The sequence below is a fragment of the Acidovorax sp. Root267 genome (assembly GCF_001429215.1).
Taxonomy (GTDB): domain Bacteria; phylum Pseudomonadota; class Gammaproteobacteria; order Burkholderiales; family Burkholderiaceae_C; genus Acidovorax; species Acidovorax radicis.
The window spans coordinates 34,911-50,948 of the sequence record NZ_LMJC01000008.1 but is presented as its reverse complement, the minus strand read 5'-3'; the positions used below and the strand labels follow the sequence as shown (position 1 = coordinate 50,948).

11 protein-coding genes are annotated in these 16,038 nt (G+C 62.3%); 2 read left to right on the top strand and 9 right to left on the bottom strand.

Annotated elements, in window-relative coordinates; all coding sequences use genetic code 11:
* Positions 1 to 19: 19 nt before the first annotated feature.
* The gene (gene clpS, locus ASE39_RS08720) at positions 20 to 388 is read right to left on the bottom strand and encodes an ATP-dependent Clp protease adapter ClpS (RefSeq protein ID WP_029414237.1); all 369 of its coding nucleotides are present in this window, start codon (positions 386 to 388) and stop codon (positions 20 to 22) included.
* 97 nt (positions 389 to 485) lie between these two features.
* A complete protein-coding gene (dnaE, locus tag ASE39_RS08715) occupies positions 486 to 4,019 on the bottom strand; it encodes a DNA polymerase III subunit alpha (RefSeq protein ID WP_057270880.1) in 3,534 nt (1,177 codons plus the stop codon).
* A 188-nt stretch (positions 4,020 to 4,207) separates the two neighbouring features.
* On the opposite strand from dnaE, the gene ASE39_RS08710 reads away from it, so the two are divergent.
* Positions 4,208 to 5,005: an outer membrane protein assembly factor BamD gene (locus tag ASE39_RS08710; protein WP_057224718.1), complete on the top strand. Its 798-nt coding sequence runs from the start codon at positions 4,208 to 4,210 to the stop codon at positions 5,003 to 5,005.
* Here the strand turns inward: ASE39_RS08710 and ASE39_RS08705 are convergent.
* Complete coding sequence (locus tag ASE39_RS08705; protein ID WP_057270879.1) at positions 4,968 to 7,016, bottom strand: ATP-dependent DNA helicase; 2,049 nt, start codon at positions 7,014 to 7,016, stop codon at positions 4,968 to 4,970. The genes ASE39_RS08710 and ASE39_RS08705 overlap by 38 nt on opposite strands.
* Positions 7,016 to 7,219: a YdcH family protein gene (locus ASE39_RS25760; RefSeq protein ID WP_081474686.1), complete on the bottom strand. Its 204-nt coding sequence runs from the start codon at positions 7,217 to 7,219 to the stop codon at positions 7,016 to 7,018. The genes ASE39_RS08705 and ASE39_RS25760 overlap by 1 nt, the downstream gene beginning before the upstream one ends.
* 105 nt (positions 7,220 to 7,324) lie before the next feature.
* Between ASE39_RS25760 and ASE39_RS08695 the strand changes: the two genes are divergently transcribed.
* Positions 7,325 to 8,131, top strand: coding sequence for a protein phosphatase 2C domain-containing protein (locus ASE39_RS08695; RefSeq protein WP_010465509.1), 807 nt, complete (start codon positions 7,325 to 7,327; stop codon positions 8,129 to 8,131).
* A 155-nt stretch (positions 8,132 to 8,286) separates the two neighbouring features.
* Here the strand turns inward: ASE39_RS08695 and ASE39_RS08690 are convergent, their stop codons facing one another.
* The 5 genes from ASE39_RS08690 to ASE39_RS08670 all read right to left on the bottom strand — a co-directional run bounded on the left by ASE39_RS08690 (position 8,287) and on the right by ASE39_RS08670 (position 15,894).
* Positions 8,287 to 8,991: a hypothetical protein gene (locus tag ASE39_RS08690; protein ID WP_057224722.1), complete on the bottom strand. Its 705-nt coding sequence runs from the start codon at positions 8,989 to 8,991 to the stop codon at positions 8,287 to 8,289.
* Positions 8,988 to 10,085 carry a cell division protein ZapE gene (gene zapE / locus ASE39_RS08685; RefSeq protein ID WP_010465513.1) on the bottom strand — a complete coding sequence of 366 codons (1,098 nt, stop codon included), beginning with the start codon at positions 10,083 to 10,085 and terminating at the stop codon, positions 8,988 to 8,990. The genes ASE39_RS08690 and zapE overlap by 4 nt, the downstream gene beginning before the upstream one ends.
* Positions 10,086 to 10,170: 85 nt before the next feature.
* Positions 10,171 to 11,598 (bottom strand): dihydrolipoyl dehydrogenase, encoded by a 1,428-nt coding sequence (gene lpdA / locus ASE39_RS08680; RefSeq protein WP_057270878.1) that lies wholly within the window; start codon positions 11,596 to 11,598, stop codon positions 10,171 to 10,173.
* Positions 11,599 to 11,688: 90 nt separating this feature from the next.
* Entirely contained in the window at positions 11,689 to 12,963 is a 1,275-nt protein-coding gene (gene odhB / locus ASE39_RS08675; protein ID WP_057270877.1) for a 2-oxoglutarate dehydrogenase complex dihydrolipoyllysine-residue succinyltransferase, read from the bottom strand.
* Between the two features lie 51 nt (positions 12,964 to 13,014).
* Complete coding sequence (locus ASE39_RS08670) at positions 13,015 to 15,894, bottom strand: 2-oxoglutarate dehydrogenase E1 component (protein WP_010465520.1); 2,880 nt, start codon at positions 15,892 to 15,894, stop codon at positions 13,015 to 13,017.
* Positions 15,895 to 16,038: the final 144 nt, after the last annotated feature.

Below are 16,038 nucleotides of genomic sequence, written 5' to 3'. Positions count from 1 at the left end.
GATCGGGATCAAAAACCTGTTATTCAACAGGCTCACTGACACATTGCAGTGGGTGGCCCGCCTTGAGGGCGGCGTCAAGCACTTGTTCCACCTTGGTGGCAGCCACATCGCGGGAGTACACGCCGCAGACGCCTTTGCCATCGAGATGGATCTTCAACATGATCTGGGTGGCTTGTTCACGGTCCTTGCTGAAAAACTCCTGCAATACGACGATGACAAACTCCATGGGGGTGTAGTCATCATTGAGCATGACCACCTGGTACATCTGGGGCGGCTGGGTCTTCTGTGTGCGTCTTTCGAGCACGACCGAACCGCCATCATCCCGCGCTGGCCGGGTCACGGGCGGCGCGGTGGGGGGTGAAGGTGGTTTTGTTGCCATGAAAATCATTCTAGCGACCCACGCGAGGGGCTGCCGCAAGAGAAGTTGGTTGTTGACCCTGTATTTTTCAAGCCAAGTTGCCCCGGATATTTTGGGAAGCGCTGCCTTACTCGTAAACCACCGCAGCCGACCCCGACCCCACCTGCGCCGTCCAGGCAGCCAAAGCGGCGTCAGTAGGGAAAAAGCGTGCGTTTTCGCCCAATTGCAGTTCAGCGACGGCAGTTGCATCTTCGGCCTTGCAGCGCACGCCCATGCGCACGCGCAGGCCATGCATCAATTCGCCTTCGGCAACCTCCTCCCGCCGGGGAGGAAACTCCTGCACCAAACGCGGAACATCCGGCACCTTGTCCCCCACCATCACATGCAGGTATTTGCCAAACCGGCAGCGTGCCCCAGCCAAGTCCCACACCTGCTGCACTTTCACGCGCAGGCCACCGCTGAAGTGGTCAAGTTGCAGGCGTCCCATCATCACCACGAACTCATCTTCCTTGAGCTGATTTCGGTACGTGTTGAGCAAGGCCTCATCGGCAGACGCCTCAATGACGGCAGACTTGTCATCCAGTTTGAACAGGCCCAGTTTGCCCCGCTGTCCATTGATGACCCGGAAATCACTGATGATTCCGGCCAGAACCTGGGGTTCGCGGCTGTCCAGCAACTCGTCGATCTGGGTGCGCACAAAGCGGCGCACCTCGGTGGCCACTTCATCGAACAAATGGCCCGACAGATAGAACCCGACCGCCGTTTTCTCCAGGGTGAGTCGTTCCTTGATCCCCCAGGGAACCGCGTCCACCAGTTCAGGCTCCTGCGTGCTGGAACCATGGGCATCGTCGCCCATCATGTCGAACAACCCACCCTGGTTCACGTTGGCCAGCGTGGCGGCCGCAAAGTCAAAAGCCCGGTCGATGGACGCCACCATCGCTGCCCGGTTCATGTTGATCGAATCAAAAGCACCCGCCTTGATCAGCGCCTCCACCGTGCGTTTGTTCATGCGCGCCTTGTCCACACGCAGACAGAACTCGAACAAACTCTTGAAGGGCCCGGTAGTGGTGCCATGCGGCCCCTCACCGCGTCCTTCGCGCGCAGCCACCATGGCCTCGATGGCCTGCTGGCCCGTGCCTTTGACGGCGCCCAGGCCATAGCGGATGATTTTGTCGGTCACGGGCTCGAACCGGTAAAAACCTCGGTTGACGTCCGGAGGCTCGAACGAGAGCCCCATTTTCTGTGCGTCTTCAAACAGCACCTTGAGCTTGTCGGTGTCGTCCATTTCGACCGTCATGTTGGCGCAGAAGAACTCTGCGGTGAAGTGCACCTTGAGCCAACCCGTGTGATAAGCCAACAGGGAGTAAGCAGCCGCGTGTGACTTGTTAAAGCCGTAGCCTGCGAACTTCTCCATCAAATCGAACACTTCGTCAGCCTTCTCCTGGCTGATGTTCTTTTCGGCCGCACCCTTTCGGAAGATCTCCCGGTGCTCGGCCATCTCCTCGGCCTTCTTCTTGCCCATGGCGCGGCGCAACATGTCGGCACCACCCAGGCTGTACCCCCCGAGCACCTGGGCGGTCTGCATCACCTGCTCCTGGTACACCATGATCCCGTAGGTCTCGGCCAGCACGGGCTCCACCAGCGGATGGGGATACTCCACCACTTCCTTGCCGTGTTTGCGGTTCACGAAACTCGGGATCAGGTCCATGGGACCCGGACGGTACAGCGCGTTCAGCGCAATCAAGTCTTCCAGCCGGCTCGGCTTCGCCTCCTTGAGCATGCCCTGCATGCCGCGGCTTTCAAACTGGAACACGGCCTCGGTCTTGCCGTCGGAAAACAGCCGGTAGGTGGGGCCATCGTCCAGCGGAATGGTCTCGAAGGCAAAGTTCTCCTGGCCCTTGTGGCGCTTGATGATGAACTCACGCGCGATTTCCAGAATGGTGAGGGTGGCCAGGCCCAAGAAGTCGAACTTCACGAGGCCAATGGCTTCCACGTCGTCCTTGTCGTACTGGCTCACGGCCGATTCGCTGCCAGGCTGCTGGTAGAGCGGACAGAAATCCGTGAGCTTGCCAGGTGCAATCAACACCCCGCCCGCGTGCATGCCGATGTTGCGGGTCATGCCTTCGAGCTTCTGCGCCATCTCAATGATGGTCTTGACGTCCTCTTCCTTCTGCACGCGCTCGTAGAGCATGGGCTCCAACTCCAGCGCATAGTTGTTCTTGTCGCCGTCCTTTTTCACCTCGGGCGGGTATGCCAGGGTGTAGGACATGCCGGGCTTGCCCGGCACAAGCTTGGAGATGCCGTCGCAGAACATGTAGCTCATGTCCATCACCCGGCCCACGTCGCGGATGGCCGCCTTGGCAGCCATGGTCCCAAAGGTGGCAATCTGGCTCACGGCATTCTTGCCGTACTTGTCCTTCACATAGTCAATCACCCGATCGCGATTGGACTGGCAAAAATCGATGTCGAAGTCGGGCATGGACACCCGTTCAGGGTTCAAAAACCGCTCAAACAGCAGGTTGTATTGCAGGGGGTCCAGGTCGGTGATCTTGAGGGCATAAGCCACCAGAGAACCCGCGCCCGATCCCCGGCCAGGCCCCACGGGGCAGCCATTGTTCTTGGCCCACTGGATGAAGTCCCCCACAATGAGGAAGTAGCCCGGAAAACCCATCTTGAGAATGGTTCCGATCTCGAACTCCAGGCGTTCCACATAACGCGGGCGCTGCTGGTCCCGCTCAGCCTCTTTGGGGAATAGCAGCTTCAGCCGCTCCTCCAGACCGTCGAACGATGCCACGCGGAAATACTCGTCGATCGGCATCCCGTTGGGCGTGGGAAAGTCTGGTAACTGCGGCTTTCCCAGCACCAGGGTGAGATTGCAGCGCTGGGCAATTTCCACGGTGTTCGCGATGGCAGAGGGCACATCGGCAAACAGAGCCTCCATCTCGGCCGTCGATTTGAAATACTGATCCCGGGTGAACTTGCGAACCCGGCGCGGGTTCGCCAGGATCTCGCCCTCGGCGATGCAGATGCGGGCCTCATGGGCTTCATAGTCGTCCGCCGTGGCGAATTGCACCGGATGGGTCGCCACCACCGGCAAACTCAGGCGCGCTGCCAACTGGGTTGCGGCCACCACATGGCTTTCATCGTCCACGCGGTCCGCCCGCTGCAACTCGATGTAAAACCGGTGAGGAAACAACCCCGCCAGGCGCAGGGCAACCTGGGCGGCCCCCGACTCATCACCCTTCAAGAGTGCTTGCCCTACAGGCCCTGCCTGCGCTCCGGCCAGGGCAATCAGCCCCTCGGATAGCTCTTCCAGCCAGGCCCAGGTGCAGAGCGCCAGATTTTTGACGACATTGCGCGTCCACGCGCGCGCCAGCAGTTCGGACAGATTGAGGTAGCCCTGCCGACTCTGCACCAAGACTATCAAGCGCGAGGGCGCTGCGCCCGCCTCGCCTTCCAGAAAAATCTCGGCCCCGAGGATAGGCTTGACGCCCTTGCCCCGCGCCTCCTTGTAGAACTTGATCGCGCCAAAAAGATTGTTGAGATCGGTGATGGCCAGGGCAGGCTGGCCGTCTTTGGCAGCCGCCTTGGCCACCTCATCGATTCGATTGGTACCGTCGACGACGGAAAACTCGGTGTGCAGGCGCAAGTGAACAAACATGGGGCCATTGTAGAAAGCCCGGCACCTCTCCCCGGGCGAAAGCTCGCCGCGCAACGCCTCTTGACAGGTGCCGCCCCCGGTACAATGCTTTTTCGTGCCCCGGATACCAAGGGCGGTCGGTCCGCTGGACCAGCCCAGACATAGATATCCTGCACCCCTGTTTCCTCTTTTGCTGAAAGCTGCCTGCGATGCTGCGTGCCCCACTGCCCCTCGTTTCTGCCCTGCTGCTTGCCGGTCTGCTGGCAGGTTGCTCCAGCACGACCGAAGACAAAACGGCCAACTGGAGCCCCAACCGCATCCATTCGGAGGCACAGGACGAAATGAACAGCGGAGCCTACGACAAGGCCGTTCCCTTGCTCGAAAAGCTCGAAGGACGTGCGGCAGGCACTCCACTGGCCCAGCAGGCCCAGATCGACAAGGCCTACGCGCACTACAAGGCTGGCGAGAAAGCCCAGGCCATCGCGACGCTGGACCGCTTCATGAAGTTGCATCCTGCCAGCCCCGCTCTTGACTATGCGCTGTACCTCAAGGGCCTGGTGAATTTCAACGACAACCTCGGTCTGTTCTCGTTCATCTCTCGCCAGGATCTTTCCGAGCGCGACCAGAAAGCGGCCAAGGACTCCTTCGAAGCTTTCAGCGAGTTGGCCACCCGCTTCCCGGAATCCCGCTACGCGCAGGACGCACGCCAGCGCATGACCTACATCGTGAACTCGCTGGCGCAGTATGAAGTGCATGTGGCGCGCTACTACTTCCGGCGCGGTGCCTACGTGGCGGCCATCAGCCGCGCGCAGCTGGCCTTGGCGGACTACCAGGGCGTGCCAGCCCTGGAAGAAGCGCTGTACATCCTCATCCAGTCCTACGACGCGCTGGGCATGACACAGCTGCGTGACGATGCGCGCCGCGTGATGGACACCTCTTACCCCCAAAGCGCCTATCTGCGCGGCGGCCTCAAGGAAAAGGCTGAACCGTGGTGGAAGGTCTGGTAAGCACCTGAAGGGCGGCTTCAAACTCTGGCTCCGACTCCAGGCGCCGCATCGGAGGCAAGGCCGCCAGCAGGCGCTTGCCATAGCCCATGGTGACCAGGCGGGTGTCACCCACCACCAGAATGCCTTGGTCGGACTCACGCCGTATCAACCGCCCCGCCCCCTGCTTGAGCGCGACGGCCGCCTCGGGCAGCGCGTACGATTTGAACGCTTTTCCGCCAGATTTTTCAATGCGCTGCGTGCGTGCCTCCACCAAGGGATCTCCCGGAGGAGGAAAAGGAAGCTTGTCGATCACGACCAGTTGCAACGCATCGCCCGGCACGTCAAAACCCTCCCAGAACGTGGCAGACGCCACCAGCACGCAGCCTCGCTGCCCATGATCGCTGCCTTCGCGAAAGCGCTCCATCAGCCGGCGCTTGGGCCATTCGCCCTGCACCAGCACTTCCAGCGCCCCTGACGCGACAAACTGACTTGTCAGCGCGTCGCCAATCGTGCGCAGGGCCTTGAGTGTCGTCGTCAGAACCAGTGTGCGGCCGCCCAGCTGCGCTGCAGCATGTGCCACCCATTGCGCAAGCACCGCGCTGTGCGAAGGGTCGGCCGGAGGCGGCAGGTGGCGTGGCACATACAGGGCCGCCTGGGACGCATAGTCGAACGGGCTCGCGACCCGCAGGACCTGTGCGTCCTGCAAACCCGCCCGCTCCGTGAACCAGCTCAAGTGTTCGTCATCGCCCAAGGTGGCCGAGGTAAAAATCCAGGCCCTGCCGGGCCCTGCGGCAGGCTCCCCGGGCCATCCATCTTCTCCCACCGGTTCTGCGGGTGCAGCCAGCAGGCGCGTGCGCATGGCCTCGGCAATGTCGAGGGGGGATTCCGTCAAGCGCAATTGCGCCCCCACATCGACCCAGCGCACCGTATCCGGGTTGCCAGGACCAGAAAAATGGGCCAAGCGCGCCAGCAGCTCTGTCCCCCGCTCGTACAAGCGCACGAAGTCGGGCGCTATTTCGCTGACGGTGTCGAGTGCCTCCTGAGCCTGGGCGCAGGCTAGCGCCATGCGGCGGATGGCCACGAGCCATTCATCCTGCCCGACCCCCTCGGGTGTTTCATCGGTCCAGCGCAGCTTTGCACCGCCCCGCATATCTCCCGCCGCCAGGCGCAAATCCCTGGCAGACATATCTACCTGGCTGGCAAGCCCTGACCAATCGGCAAGGCCCCGCGCATGCTGGAGCCCGGCTGCCAGCAGATCCCTGCCAAAATCGATCAGCTGGCCCGTGGACAGCGTCAGCCCCAGAAACTGCACGCCCGTCTCGTTGATCTGGTGCGCCTCGTCAAACACCACCACGCGCACCGTCGGCAAAAGTTCGGCCATACCCGACTCGCGCACGGCTACATCGGCAAAAAAGAGGTGGTGATTGATGACCACGATGTCCGCAGCCAACGCCTCGCGCCGCGCCAGATGCACATGGCATTCACGAAAGCGGGGGCACTGCGAGCCCAGGCAGTTCTCGCGGGTGGAAGTAACCAGCGGTATCACGGGCGACCGTTCGTCCAGCCCCGTCAGTTCCGCAAGATCACCCGAGCGCGTGGCGTGCGACCAACCCTCCACCTTGGCCAGCACACGCGCCACGCCAGGCTCACGAGCGGATACGTCCTGGCGCGCCAGCTCCATCCGGTACAGGCACAGATAACTCGCCCTGCCCTTGAGAAGCGCCATGCGCACCGGCAGGCCCAGGGTCTGCGCCAGGCGCGGAAGATCGCGCGCAAACAGCTGGTCCTGCAGCGCCTTGGTGGCAGTGGACAGCAGCACCCGCTCGCCACTCAGAAGTGCCGGCACGAGATAGGAGAACGTCTTGCCCACCCCCGTCCCCGCCTCCACCACCAGCGCGCCACCCATTTCAATGGTGTGCGCCACGGCCATGGCCATTTCCGTCTGCCCTTCCCGGGGCTGGAAGTGCACATCCGCCCGCGCCAACACACCGCCGGGGGCAAACACCTCCTGCACCATCTCCATCAGAGCCATCAGGCGGGCTCTTGGGGCTGGAGATCCCGTTCCAGGCGATCCAGGGCATCGCGCAGAGCGAGGCGGCGCTTTTTCAGGCGGCGCAGCGTGAATTCGTCCGGCGCCCCCTCAGGTGCACACAGGTCGATCAACGCATCCAGATCAGCATGCTCGATGCGCAGCTCAATGAGTTGTCGCTGGGGGGAATGGAGGCTAGGGTTCAAGGCGGGGGCCGTGGGATGGCAAAAATGCCACAGGCGGGCGGATAATACGCGTTTGGCACCCTTTCCGCGACGGCCGTTTGCGTACGCGCCCCCACAATCACCAGCATGACCAAAGCGTTTCGCCTCATCGCGTCCACCGGCATCCACAAGGGTGACCGGGAGTACCAGCAAGATCAGGTGGCCTTGATCTCCCACGAGCGGCACAACGGCTGCGTGCTGGGTGTCATTGCCGATGGCATGGGGGGCCGAAGTGGCGGGCGCAAGGCGTCTGACCAGGTCATGATGACGGCCCGCCAACTCTTCGAGCGCTATTCGCCAGACACCGACGACCCCGTGGCGATGCTCAAGAGCATGGTGGAAGAAGCTCACATCGTGATCAGGCTCACAGCCATCTCTGCCGAGCAGGAACCACACAGCACCATCGCGGCCTTCCTCATCAACCCCCGGGGCGACTGCCACTGGGTACATGCTGGCGACTCGCGCCTGTATCACTTCCAAGGCGCGCGCATGGTGTTCCGCACCAGCGACCACTCCTATGTCCAGGCCCTTGTGGACCGAGGAGAGCTGACGGAAGCCGAGGCCAACAACCATCCACACTCGAACATACTGGTCGGCTGCCTGGGCACCGAAAGCGACCCGCCCATCACCACCCATGTGATCCCGCAGCTACAGCCCGGCGATGTGCTCATGGCCTGCAGTGATGGGGTATGGCACTACTTTTCCCCCACCGAACTCGGCTCCGTGGTGGACTCTCTCTCGCCACGGGAAGCCACGGAATTCCTGATCGAAAAAGCTCGTTCCCGCGCGCGAGGCGGTGGCGACAATCTTTCGCTGGTCATCGTGAAGATGGAGGCCCTGGCGGAAGAAAAAAAGGTCGTCCGCCTGGTGCCCGCTGACGCAGGCCGCCCTTGAAGTAGTTTTCATTCGTACGTGTTGGCCGGGCAAGCAAAAAGCTTGCACCCCCACCGAACAGAGCGGCGCAGGCGCCATTCCTTCCGGGCCGTTGCTTCTTCAGGCGTCTCTCCGACTCGACGCACCGTGCCAAGCGCCCTGGGACACACGCCCTGTCAGCGTGCTGCCGAGCCTGCTGGCAATGGCGCGGCGGGCAGGCGCCCCTGGGCGGCGGCCTCTGAGCGGGATTTCTCGACACGCGCGCGGCGTTCCTCTGCCGCTTGAAGTGTTTGCGCATGGCGTGCGCGAGCCTCTGCGGCACGCTCGGCATTGCCACTGGTGCGTGCTGCCTGCTCCTGTGCCTGCTTTTGCACCTTGCTGCGCTGCTGCTGTGCCCGCTGTTCAGCCTCATGGTCACGCTGTGACTTCAGGCCCTGGGGGTCTTGCGACGGCTTGCGCAACACGGCGCTGGCAGCGCTGCTGCCCTCTGCAGGACGACTCGGTACCGCCCCCTGCTTTTCTTCGATGGATTGGAGGCGTTCCGCAGCTTTTTCCTTGCGCTCGGCATCATTGAGCTCAATTTCCTGCGCGCGCAGACGGGCTTCTGCGTCGCGCACTCCGGCCCTCACAGTGCGCAGGCAGTCCTCCACGGAAAATCGTTGGTAACAGGCCGACTCATCCTGCTGGCGCTTGGCCTTGATGGTCTCGCGTTCGTGGCGGATGCGGTCGTGTTCTGCCTTGCGATGCGCCGCCGTGGCAGCCGCCTGCTGCTGCCGGTGGACCTCCGCGCCCGGGGCCGCCGGCTGCGCGATAGCCGAAGCGGTGAGCCCGCAGGCAAGCAGCGAGAAGATGGTGGAGAAGACCAAGCGCCTGAAGATCATGTCAGCCCCGTATCGACAGTGCGACGCTCTAGCGCCAGGAATTCCTTCGACTGCATCTCGTTGAGCCGCGAAATCGTGCGCGGAAACTCATGCGCCAGAGGGCCTTCGGTGTACAGCTGCTCGGGCGGTACCGCAGCAGACAGGATGAGCTTGACCCGCCGGTCGTACAGCACGTCCACGAGCCAGGTAAAACGCCGCGCAGGCGAAGCCATGCTCACCGGCATGTAGGGCACGTCCGAGAGCAGCACGGTATGGAACTGCGTCGCAATTTCCAGGTAGTCGTTCTGCGACCGGGGGCCGCCGCAGAGGGTCTTGAAGTCGAACCACACCACCCCGCCGGCCTTGCGGCGGGCCCGGATCTCGCGGGCCTCGATGTGCAGCACCGGATCTTCGTCGTGCACTTCGGCCAGCTGGTCGAACGCCTGGCCCATCTCGGCATCCGCCTCGGGGCCCAGCGGCGTGTGGTACAGCCTCACATGCTCCAGAGTACGCCGACGGTAGTCGGTGCCGTTGTCGACATTGACCACTTCGAGCTTTTCGTTGAGCAGTGCAATCGCTGGCAGGATGCGGTCGCGGTGCAGGCCGCCGGGGTACAGGTCGTCGGGCTTGAAATTGGAGGTGGTGACAAAACCCACACCGTTGTCGAACAGTGCCGCCAGCAAGCGGTGCAGGATCATCGCGTCGGTGATGTCCGCCACATGGAATTCATCAAAGCAGATGAGTTTGTAGCGCCGCGCAATGCGCTCGCCCAGCACATCCAGCGGGTTCACCGTGCCCTGCAAGGCTGCCAGCTCGCGGTGCACCTCGCGCATGAACTCGTGAAAGTGCAGGCGCACCTTGCGCTTCAGGGGCACGGCATCAAAAAAGCATTCCATGAGGAAGCTCTTGCCACGCCCCACCCCGCCGTACATGTACACGCCGCGCGGAATGTCAGGGCGGTTGATCAGCTTCTTGAGCGCATTGGAACGCCGGGCTTTGTAGGCAGCCCATTCGTCCGCGCAGCGCTGCAGTGCGTCCACGGCCCGCAGTTGGGCGGGGTCGCTTTGGTAGCCTTTGGCGGCCAGCTCGGCCAGGTAAGCCTGTTTGACAGTCACTGGATGGGCACCACTCTGATACTATGAATTTAATAGCTACCAGCGCTTGATTATCAAGCGCTGGAGCCCTTTTTTATTCAAGATATCAGAAGTTCAGCGTGCGCTTGTCCACCGCCAGGGCCGCTTCCTTGGTGGCTTCGCTCAGGCTGGGGTGCGCGTGGCAGATGCGTGCGATGTCTTCGCTGCTGGCCTTGAACTCCATGGCCACCACAGCTTCGGAGATCAGCTCGCTGGCCTGCGGGCCCACGATGTGCACGCCCAGGATCTCATCGGTGTCGGCATCGGCCAGCATCTTGACCATGCCGGTGGTGTCGCCCAGCGCACGTGCCCGGCCGTTGGCCAGGAAGGGGAAGGTGCCCGCCTTGTACTTGACGCCGTCGGCCTTGAGTTGCTGCTCGGTACGGCCCACCCAGGCGATCTCGGGGCTGGTGTAGATCACCCAGGGCACGGTGTTGAAGTTCACATGCCCGTGCTGGCCGGCAATGCGCTCGGCCACGGCAACGCCTTCTTCCTCGGCCTTGTGCGCCAGCATCGGGCCTCGCACCACGTCACCCACCGCCCACACGCCGGGCAGGTTGGTCTTGCAGTCGGCATCCACCACAATGGCGCCGCGTTCGTCCAGGGCCAGGCCCACGGCTTCGGTGTTCAGACCGATGGTGTTGGGCACGCGGCCGATGGAGACGATGAGCTTGTCCACGTCCAGCGACAGGGCCTCGCCCTTGGCGTTGGTGTAGGCAATGGAGACGCCCTTCTTGCCGGTCTTGATCTCGCCGACCTTCACGCCCAGCTCGATCTTCAGGCCCTGCTTGTCGAACGCCTTCTTGGCTTCCTTGGCGATCTGCTCATCCACCGCGCCCAGGAAGGTGGGCAGGCCTTCGAGGATGGTGACTTCGGCACCCAGGCGGCGCCACACCGAGCCCATTTCCAGCCCGATCACGCCCGAGCCGATGAGACCGAGCTTCTTGGGCACGGCGCCCACGCGCAGCGCGCCGTCATTGGACAGCACGAACTCTTCATCGAACGGCGTGCCGGGCAGCGCGCGGGCGTTGGAGCCGGTGGCGATGATGATTTGCTTGCCGGTGATCGACTCTTCAGCGGCGCCAGCCACCTTGATCTCGTAGCCACCTTCGGCGGCCTTGACGAACGAGCCACGGCCGTGGAAGAAGCTGACTTTGTTCTTCTTGAACAGGTACAGGATGCCATCGTTGTTCTGCTTCACGACGGTGTCCTTGCGGGCGATCATCTTGGCCACGTCCATCTTGACGCCGGTAGCCGTGATGCCGTGGTCGACAAAGTGCTTGTTGGCGTGCTCGAAATGCTCGGACGACTGCAGCAACGCCTTGGAGGGAATGCAGCCCACGTTGGTGCAGGTGCCTCCGGGTGCCGGGCCGCCCTTTTCGTTCTTCCACTCGTCGATACAGGCCACGTTGAAGCCCAACTGGGCAGCGCGGATGGCGGCAATGTAGCCGCCGGGGCCACCGCCGATGACGATCACGTCGAATTGTTTGCTCATGGTAAATCTCGCTCAGTCTGTTGGAGAAAGACCCACCGGCGGGCAGGACCAGAGGCCAGGCCACGCGGGTGGGTCAATAAGGTCAGGGGGTCAGATGTCGAACAACAGGCGCGATGGATCTTCCAGCGCGTCCTTCATCGCCACCAGGCCCAGCACGGCTTCGCGGCCGTCGATGATGCGGTGGTCGTAGGACATCGCCAGATAGTTCATCGGACGGACGACGATCTGGCCGTTTTCCACCACCGCGCGGTCCTTGGTTGCGTGCACGCCCAAAATGGCCGACTGGGGCGGGTTGATGATGGGGGTGGACATCATCGAGCCGAAGGTGCCACCGTTGGAAATCGAGAACGTGCCGCCGGTCATTTCTTCGATGCCCAGCTTGCCTTCGGCGGCCTTCTTGCCGAACTCGGCGATCTTCTTCTCGATGTCGGCAAAGCTCATCTGGTCGGCGTTGCGCAGGATGGGCACCACCAGGCCACGGGGCGAGCCCACAGCGATACCGATGTCGAAGTAGCCGTGGTAGACGATGTCGTTGCCATCGACCGAGGCATTCAGCACAGGGTACTTCTTGAGGGCGTGCACAGCCGCCTTCACGAAGAAGCTCATGAAGCCGATCTTCACGCCGTGTTCCTTGGTGAAGGTGTCCTGGAACTTCTTGCGCATGTCCATCACCGGCGCCATGTTCACTTCGTTGAACGTGGTCAGGATGGCATTGGTCGACTGCGATTGAAGCAGACGTTCGGCCACGCGGGCACGCAGGCGGCTCATGGGCACGCGCTGCTCAGGGCGGTCACCCAGGTCTTCCTTGGCGGCAGGGGCCGACACCTGAGGCAGTGCCTTGGTAGGCACGCCCGTGGGAATAGCGCTTGGGGCGGCCACAGCAGCCTTGGCAGCACCACCCGCCACGGCGCTGAGCACGTCGCCCTTGGTCACGCGGCCATCCTTGCCGCTGCCAGCCACGGCCGATGCGGACAGGTTGTTCTCGGCCAGCAGCTTGGCGGCGGCGGGCATCGCCACGTCACCCTTGGAGCCGCCAGCAGCGGCCACAGGTGCGGGGGCAGCAGCGACGGGTGCCGATGCGGCAACCGCTGGAGCGGCGGCAGGAGCCGCAGCGCCAGCCTTGCCTTCGGTGTCGATCTTGGCGATGAGCTGGTCGGCCACCACGGTGGCGCCGTCGCCCTGCACGATTTCGGTCAACACACCTGCGGAGGGTGCGGGCACTTCGAGCACGACCTTGTCGGTTTCGATCTCGATCAGGATCTCATCCACTGCCACGGCCTCACCGGCCTTCTTCTTCCACGTCAGCATGGTGGCTTCGGCCACGGATTCGGACAGCTGGGGGACTTTGACTTCTACGATAGCCATATCAATTCTTTCGGAATGGGGTTTTGTTCTGTTGTCGGGTCGCAGCTGGCCTTATTTGGTCAGGACAAAACCCTTGAGCTTGGCAAACGCGCCGTCCACCAGCGCCTTTTGTTGTTCCTGGTGCAGGTGCGAGTAACCGACGGCAGGCGACGCCGAAGCCGCGCGGCCGGAATAGCCCAGCTTCTGGCCTTCGAGCATGTTCTCGTGGATGTAGTGCTGCACGAAGAACCAGGCACCTTGGTTTTGCGGCTCGTCCTGGCACCACACCACATCCGTGGCGTTGGAATAGCGCTTGATTTCAGCGGCAAACGCCTTGTGCGGGAAGGGGTAGAGCTGCTCCACGCGCAGGATGACCACGTCATCGTCTTCGCGCTCGGTGCGCTTCTTGACCAGGTCGTAGTACACCTTGCCGGAGCAGGCAATGATGCGCTTGACCTTGGAAGCCTTTTTCACAATGGCTTCATCCTGCTCAGGGATCACGGTCTGGAAGCTGCCCTTGGTGAACTCGGACAACGGCGAGGTCGCGTCCTTGTTACGCAGCAGCGACTTGGGCGTCATGATGATCAGCGGCTTGCGCAGATCTCGCACCATCTGGCGGCGCAGCACATGGAAGATCTGGCTGGCCGTGGTGGGTTGCACCACTTGCATGTTGGCATCGGCCGACAGCTGCATGAAACGCTCCAGGCGAGCCGAGCTGTGCTCGGGGCCCTGGCCTTCGTAGCCGTGGGGCAGCATCAGCGTGATGCCGTTGACACGACCCCACTTCACTTCGCCCGAGGCGATGAACTGGTCGATCACAACCTGTGCACCATTGGCGAAGTCGCCGAACTGGGCTTCCCAGATCACCAGCGTGTTGGGATCGTTGGATGCGTAGCCGTATTCAAAGCCCAGCACCGCCTCTTCCGACAGGATGGAGTCGATGACAACAAAAGGAGCCTGGTTCTCGGCCACGTTCTGCAGTGGAGTGTAGGTACCGATGTCCCACTTCTCGCGCTTCTGATCATGGATGACCGAGTGGCGGTGCGTGAACGTGCCACGGCCACAGTCTTCGCCGGACAGGCGCACGGGGTAGCCGCTGGCCACCAGCGACGCGAACGCCATGTGCTCGCCCATGCCCCAGTCCACAGGGATATCGCCACGGCCCATGGCAGCGCGGTCGTCGTACACCTTCTTGACCAGCTGGTGTGGCGTCACGCTCTCAGGAATGGTCGTGATCTTCTCGGCCAGACGCTTCCACTCGGCCAAGGGGATGGCGGTATCACCTGCGTCCGTCCACTTCTTGCCCAGGAACGGGCTCCAGTCCACGGCGTACTTGCTCTTGAAGTTGGTCAGCACCGGATCAACCGTGTGCTTGCCAGCGTCCATGGCGGCGCGGTAGGCCTTGACCATGTCGTCGCCCAGCGTCTCGCCCAGGCCTTGCGCGGCCAGTTTGTCGGCATACAGCCTGCGGGTGCCAGGGTGGGCACCAATCTTCTTGTACATCAGCGGCTGGGTCAGCGCTGGGGTGTCCTGCTCGTTGTGGCCCAGTTTGCGGAAGCAGATGATGTCCACCACCACATCCTTCTTGAATTCCATGCGGAACTCGAGAGCGAGCTGGGTGGCCAGCACCACGGCCTCGGGATCATCACCGTTCACGTGCAGCACGGGCGACTCGATCATCTTCACGATGTCGGTGCAGTACAGCGTAGAACGCGTATCACGCGGGTCGGACGTGGTGAAGCCGATCTGGTTGTTGATGATGATGTGCACCGTGCCACCCGTGTAGTAACCACGGGTCTGGGCCAGCGCCAGGGTTTCCTGGTTCACACCCTGGCCGGCAAAGGCCGCGTCACCGTGCACCAGCACGGGCAGCACTTGCTTGCCATGGGGATCGGCACGGCGGTCCATGCGGGCACGCACGGAACCTTCGACCACAGGGTTCACGATTTCCAGATGGGATGGATTGAACGCGAGCGACAGGTGAACCGGGCCGCCGGGGGTGGTCACGTCCGAGCTGAAGCCCTGGTGGTACTTCACGTCGCCGGCAGGTAATTCTTCCGGGGCAGTGTGATCGAACTCGGCGAACAGGTCCTTGGGCATCTTGCCCAGCGAGTTGACCAGCACGTTCAGGCGGCCACGGTGGGCCATGCCGATCACGATTTCCTGCACACCCTTGGCGCCGGCAGACTGGATCAGTTCGTCCATGGCGGCAATGAAGCTTTCGCCCCCTTCGAGAGAGAAACGCTTCTGGCCGACGTATTTGGTGTGCAAAAAACGCTCCAGACCCTCGGCTGCCGTCAGGCGGTCAAGGATCTGCTTTTTCTTGTCCACACCAAAGCTGGGCTTGCTGCGGATCTTTTCCAATTTTTCCTGCCACCAGCGCTTCTGGTTCTGGTCGGTTGCGTACATGTACTCAGCGCCGATGGAGCCGCAGTACGTTTCGCGCAGCGCGTTGATCAGCTCACGCAGCGGCATCGATTCTTTGCCGAAGAACGTGTTGCTGGTGTTGAACACGGTTTCCTGGTCAGCATCGCTGAAACCATAGAAAGAAGGTTCGAGTTCAGGAATTGCGGGGCGCTCTGTGCGCTTCAGCGGATCCAGGTCGGCCCAGCGTTGGCCAACGTTGCGGTAGGCAGCGATCAGTTGCTGAACGGCAGTGCGCTTGCGGCCCAGTTCCGAATCAGCCCCCGTGGCGACCACGACCTTGGTACCGCCTTGTTTGGCACGCTCGGCAAAAGCATTGATGACGGGGAGGTGGGGTACGTCCTTGGCGTTGGAGCCATCAACGGCAGGCACATGCTGCAATGCATCGAAATACTCACGCCAGTTGTCAGGCACGCTGCCTGGATTGGCGAGATAGTTCTCGTACATCTCTTCGACATAGGGCGCATTGCCGCCGAAGAGGTAAGTATTGCCTTGGTAGGCTTGATAGACGGACGTCGTATCGCTCATATTCCGCTGACCTCCGCTTTCCTTGGGAAAGCATTAGCTGGTTGAGAAACCTTCCGCGACACGGCTGAACCGATTGGCGGATGCGACTGTGGCTGGGGAAGGGCCTTGGTACGGGCGCCATTGTGCCACTGAACAGCCAACCGC

Excerpts from the sequence above, each read along its gene's own strand:
- ASE39_RS08690 (WP_057224722.1), bottom strand. The coding sequence starts at position 8,991 with ATGATCTTCAGGCGCTTGGTCTTCTCCACCATCTTCTCGCTGCTTGCC.
- odhB (WP_057270877.1), bottom strand. The coding sequence starts at position 12,963 with ATGGCTATCGTAGAAGTCAAAGTCCCCCAGCTGTCCGAATCCGTGGCC.
- clpS (WP_029414237.1), bottom strand. The coding sequence starts at position 388 with ATGATTTTCATGGCAACAAAACCACCTTCACCCCCCACCGCGCCGCCC.
- dnaE (WP_057270880.1), bottom strand. The coding sequence starts at position 4,019 with ATGTTTGTTCACTTGCGCCTGCACACCGAGTTTTCCGTCGTCGACGGT.
- ASE39_RS08695 (WP_010465509.1), top strand. The coding sequence starts at position 7,325 with ATGACCAAAGCGTTTCGCCTCATCGCGTCCACCGGCATCCACAAGGGT.
- ASE39_RS08670 (WP_010465520.1), bottom strand. The coding sequence starts at position 15,894 with ATGAGCGATACGACGTCCGTCTATCAAGCCTACCAAGGCAATACTTAC.
- ASE39_RS08710 (WP_057224718.1), top strand. The coding sequence starts at position 4,208 with ATGCTGCGTGCCCCACTGCCCCTCGTTTCTGCCCTGCTGCTTGCCGGT.
- lpdA (WP_057270878.1), bottom strand. The coding sequence starts at position 11,598 with ATGAGCAAACAATTCGACGTGATCGTCATCGGCGGTGGCCCCGGCGGC.
- ASE39_RS08705 (WP_057270879.1), bottom strand. The coding sequence starts at position 7,016 with ATGGCTCTGATGGAGATGGTGCAGGAGGTGTTTGCCCCCGGCGGTGTG.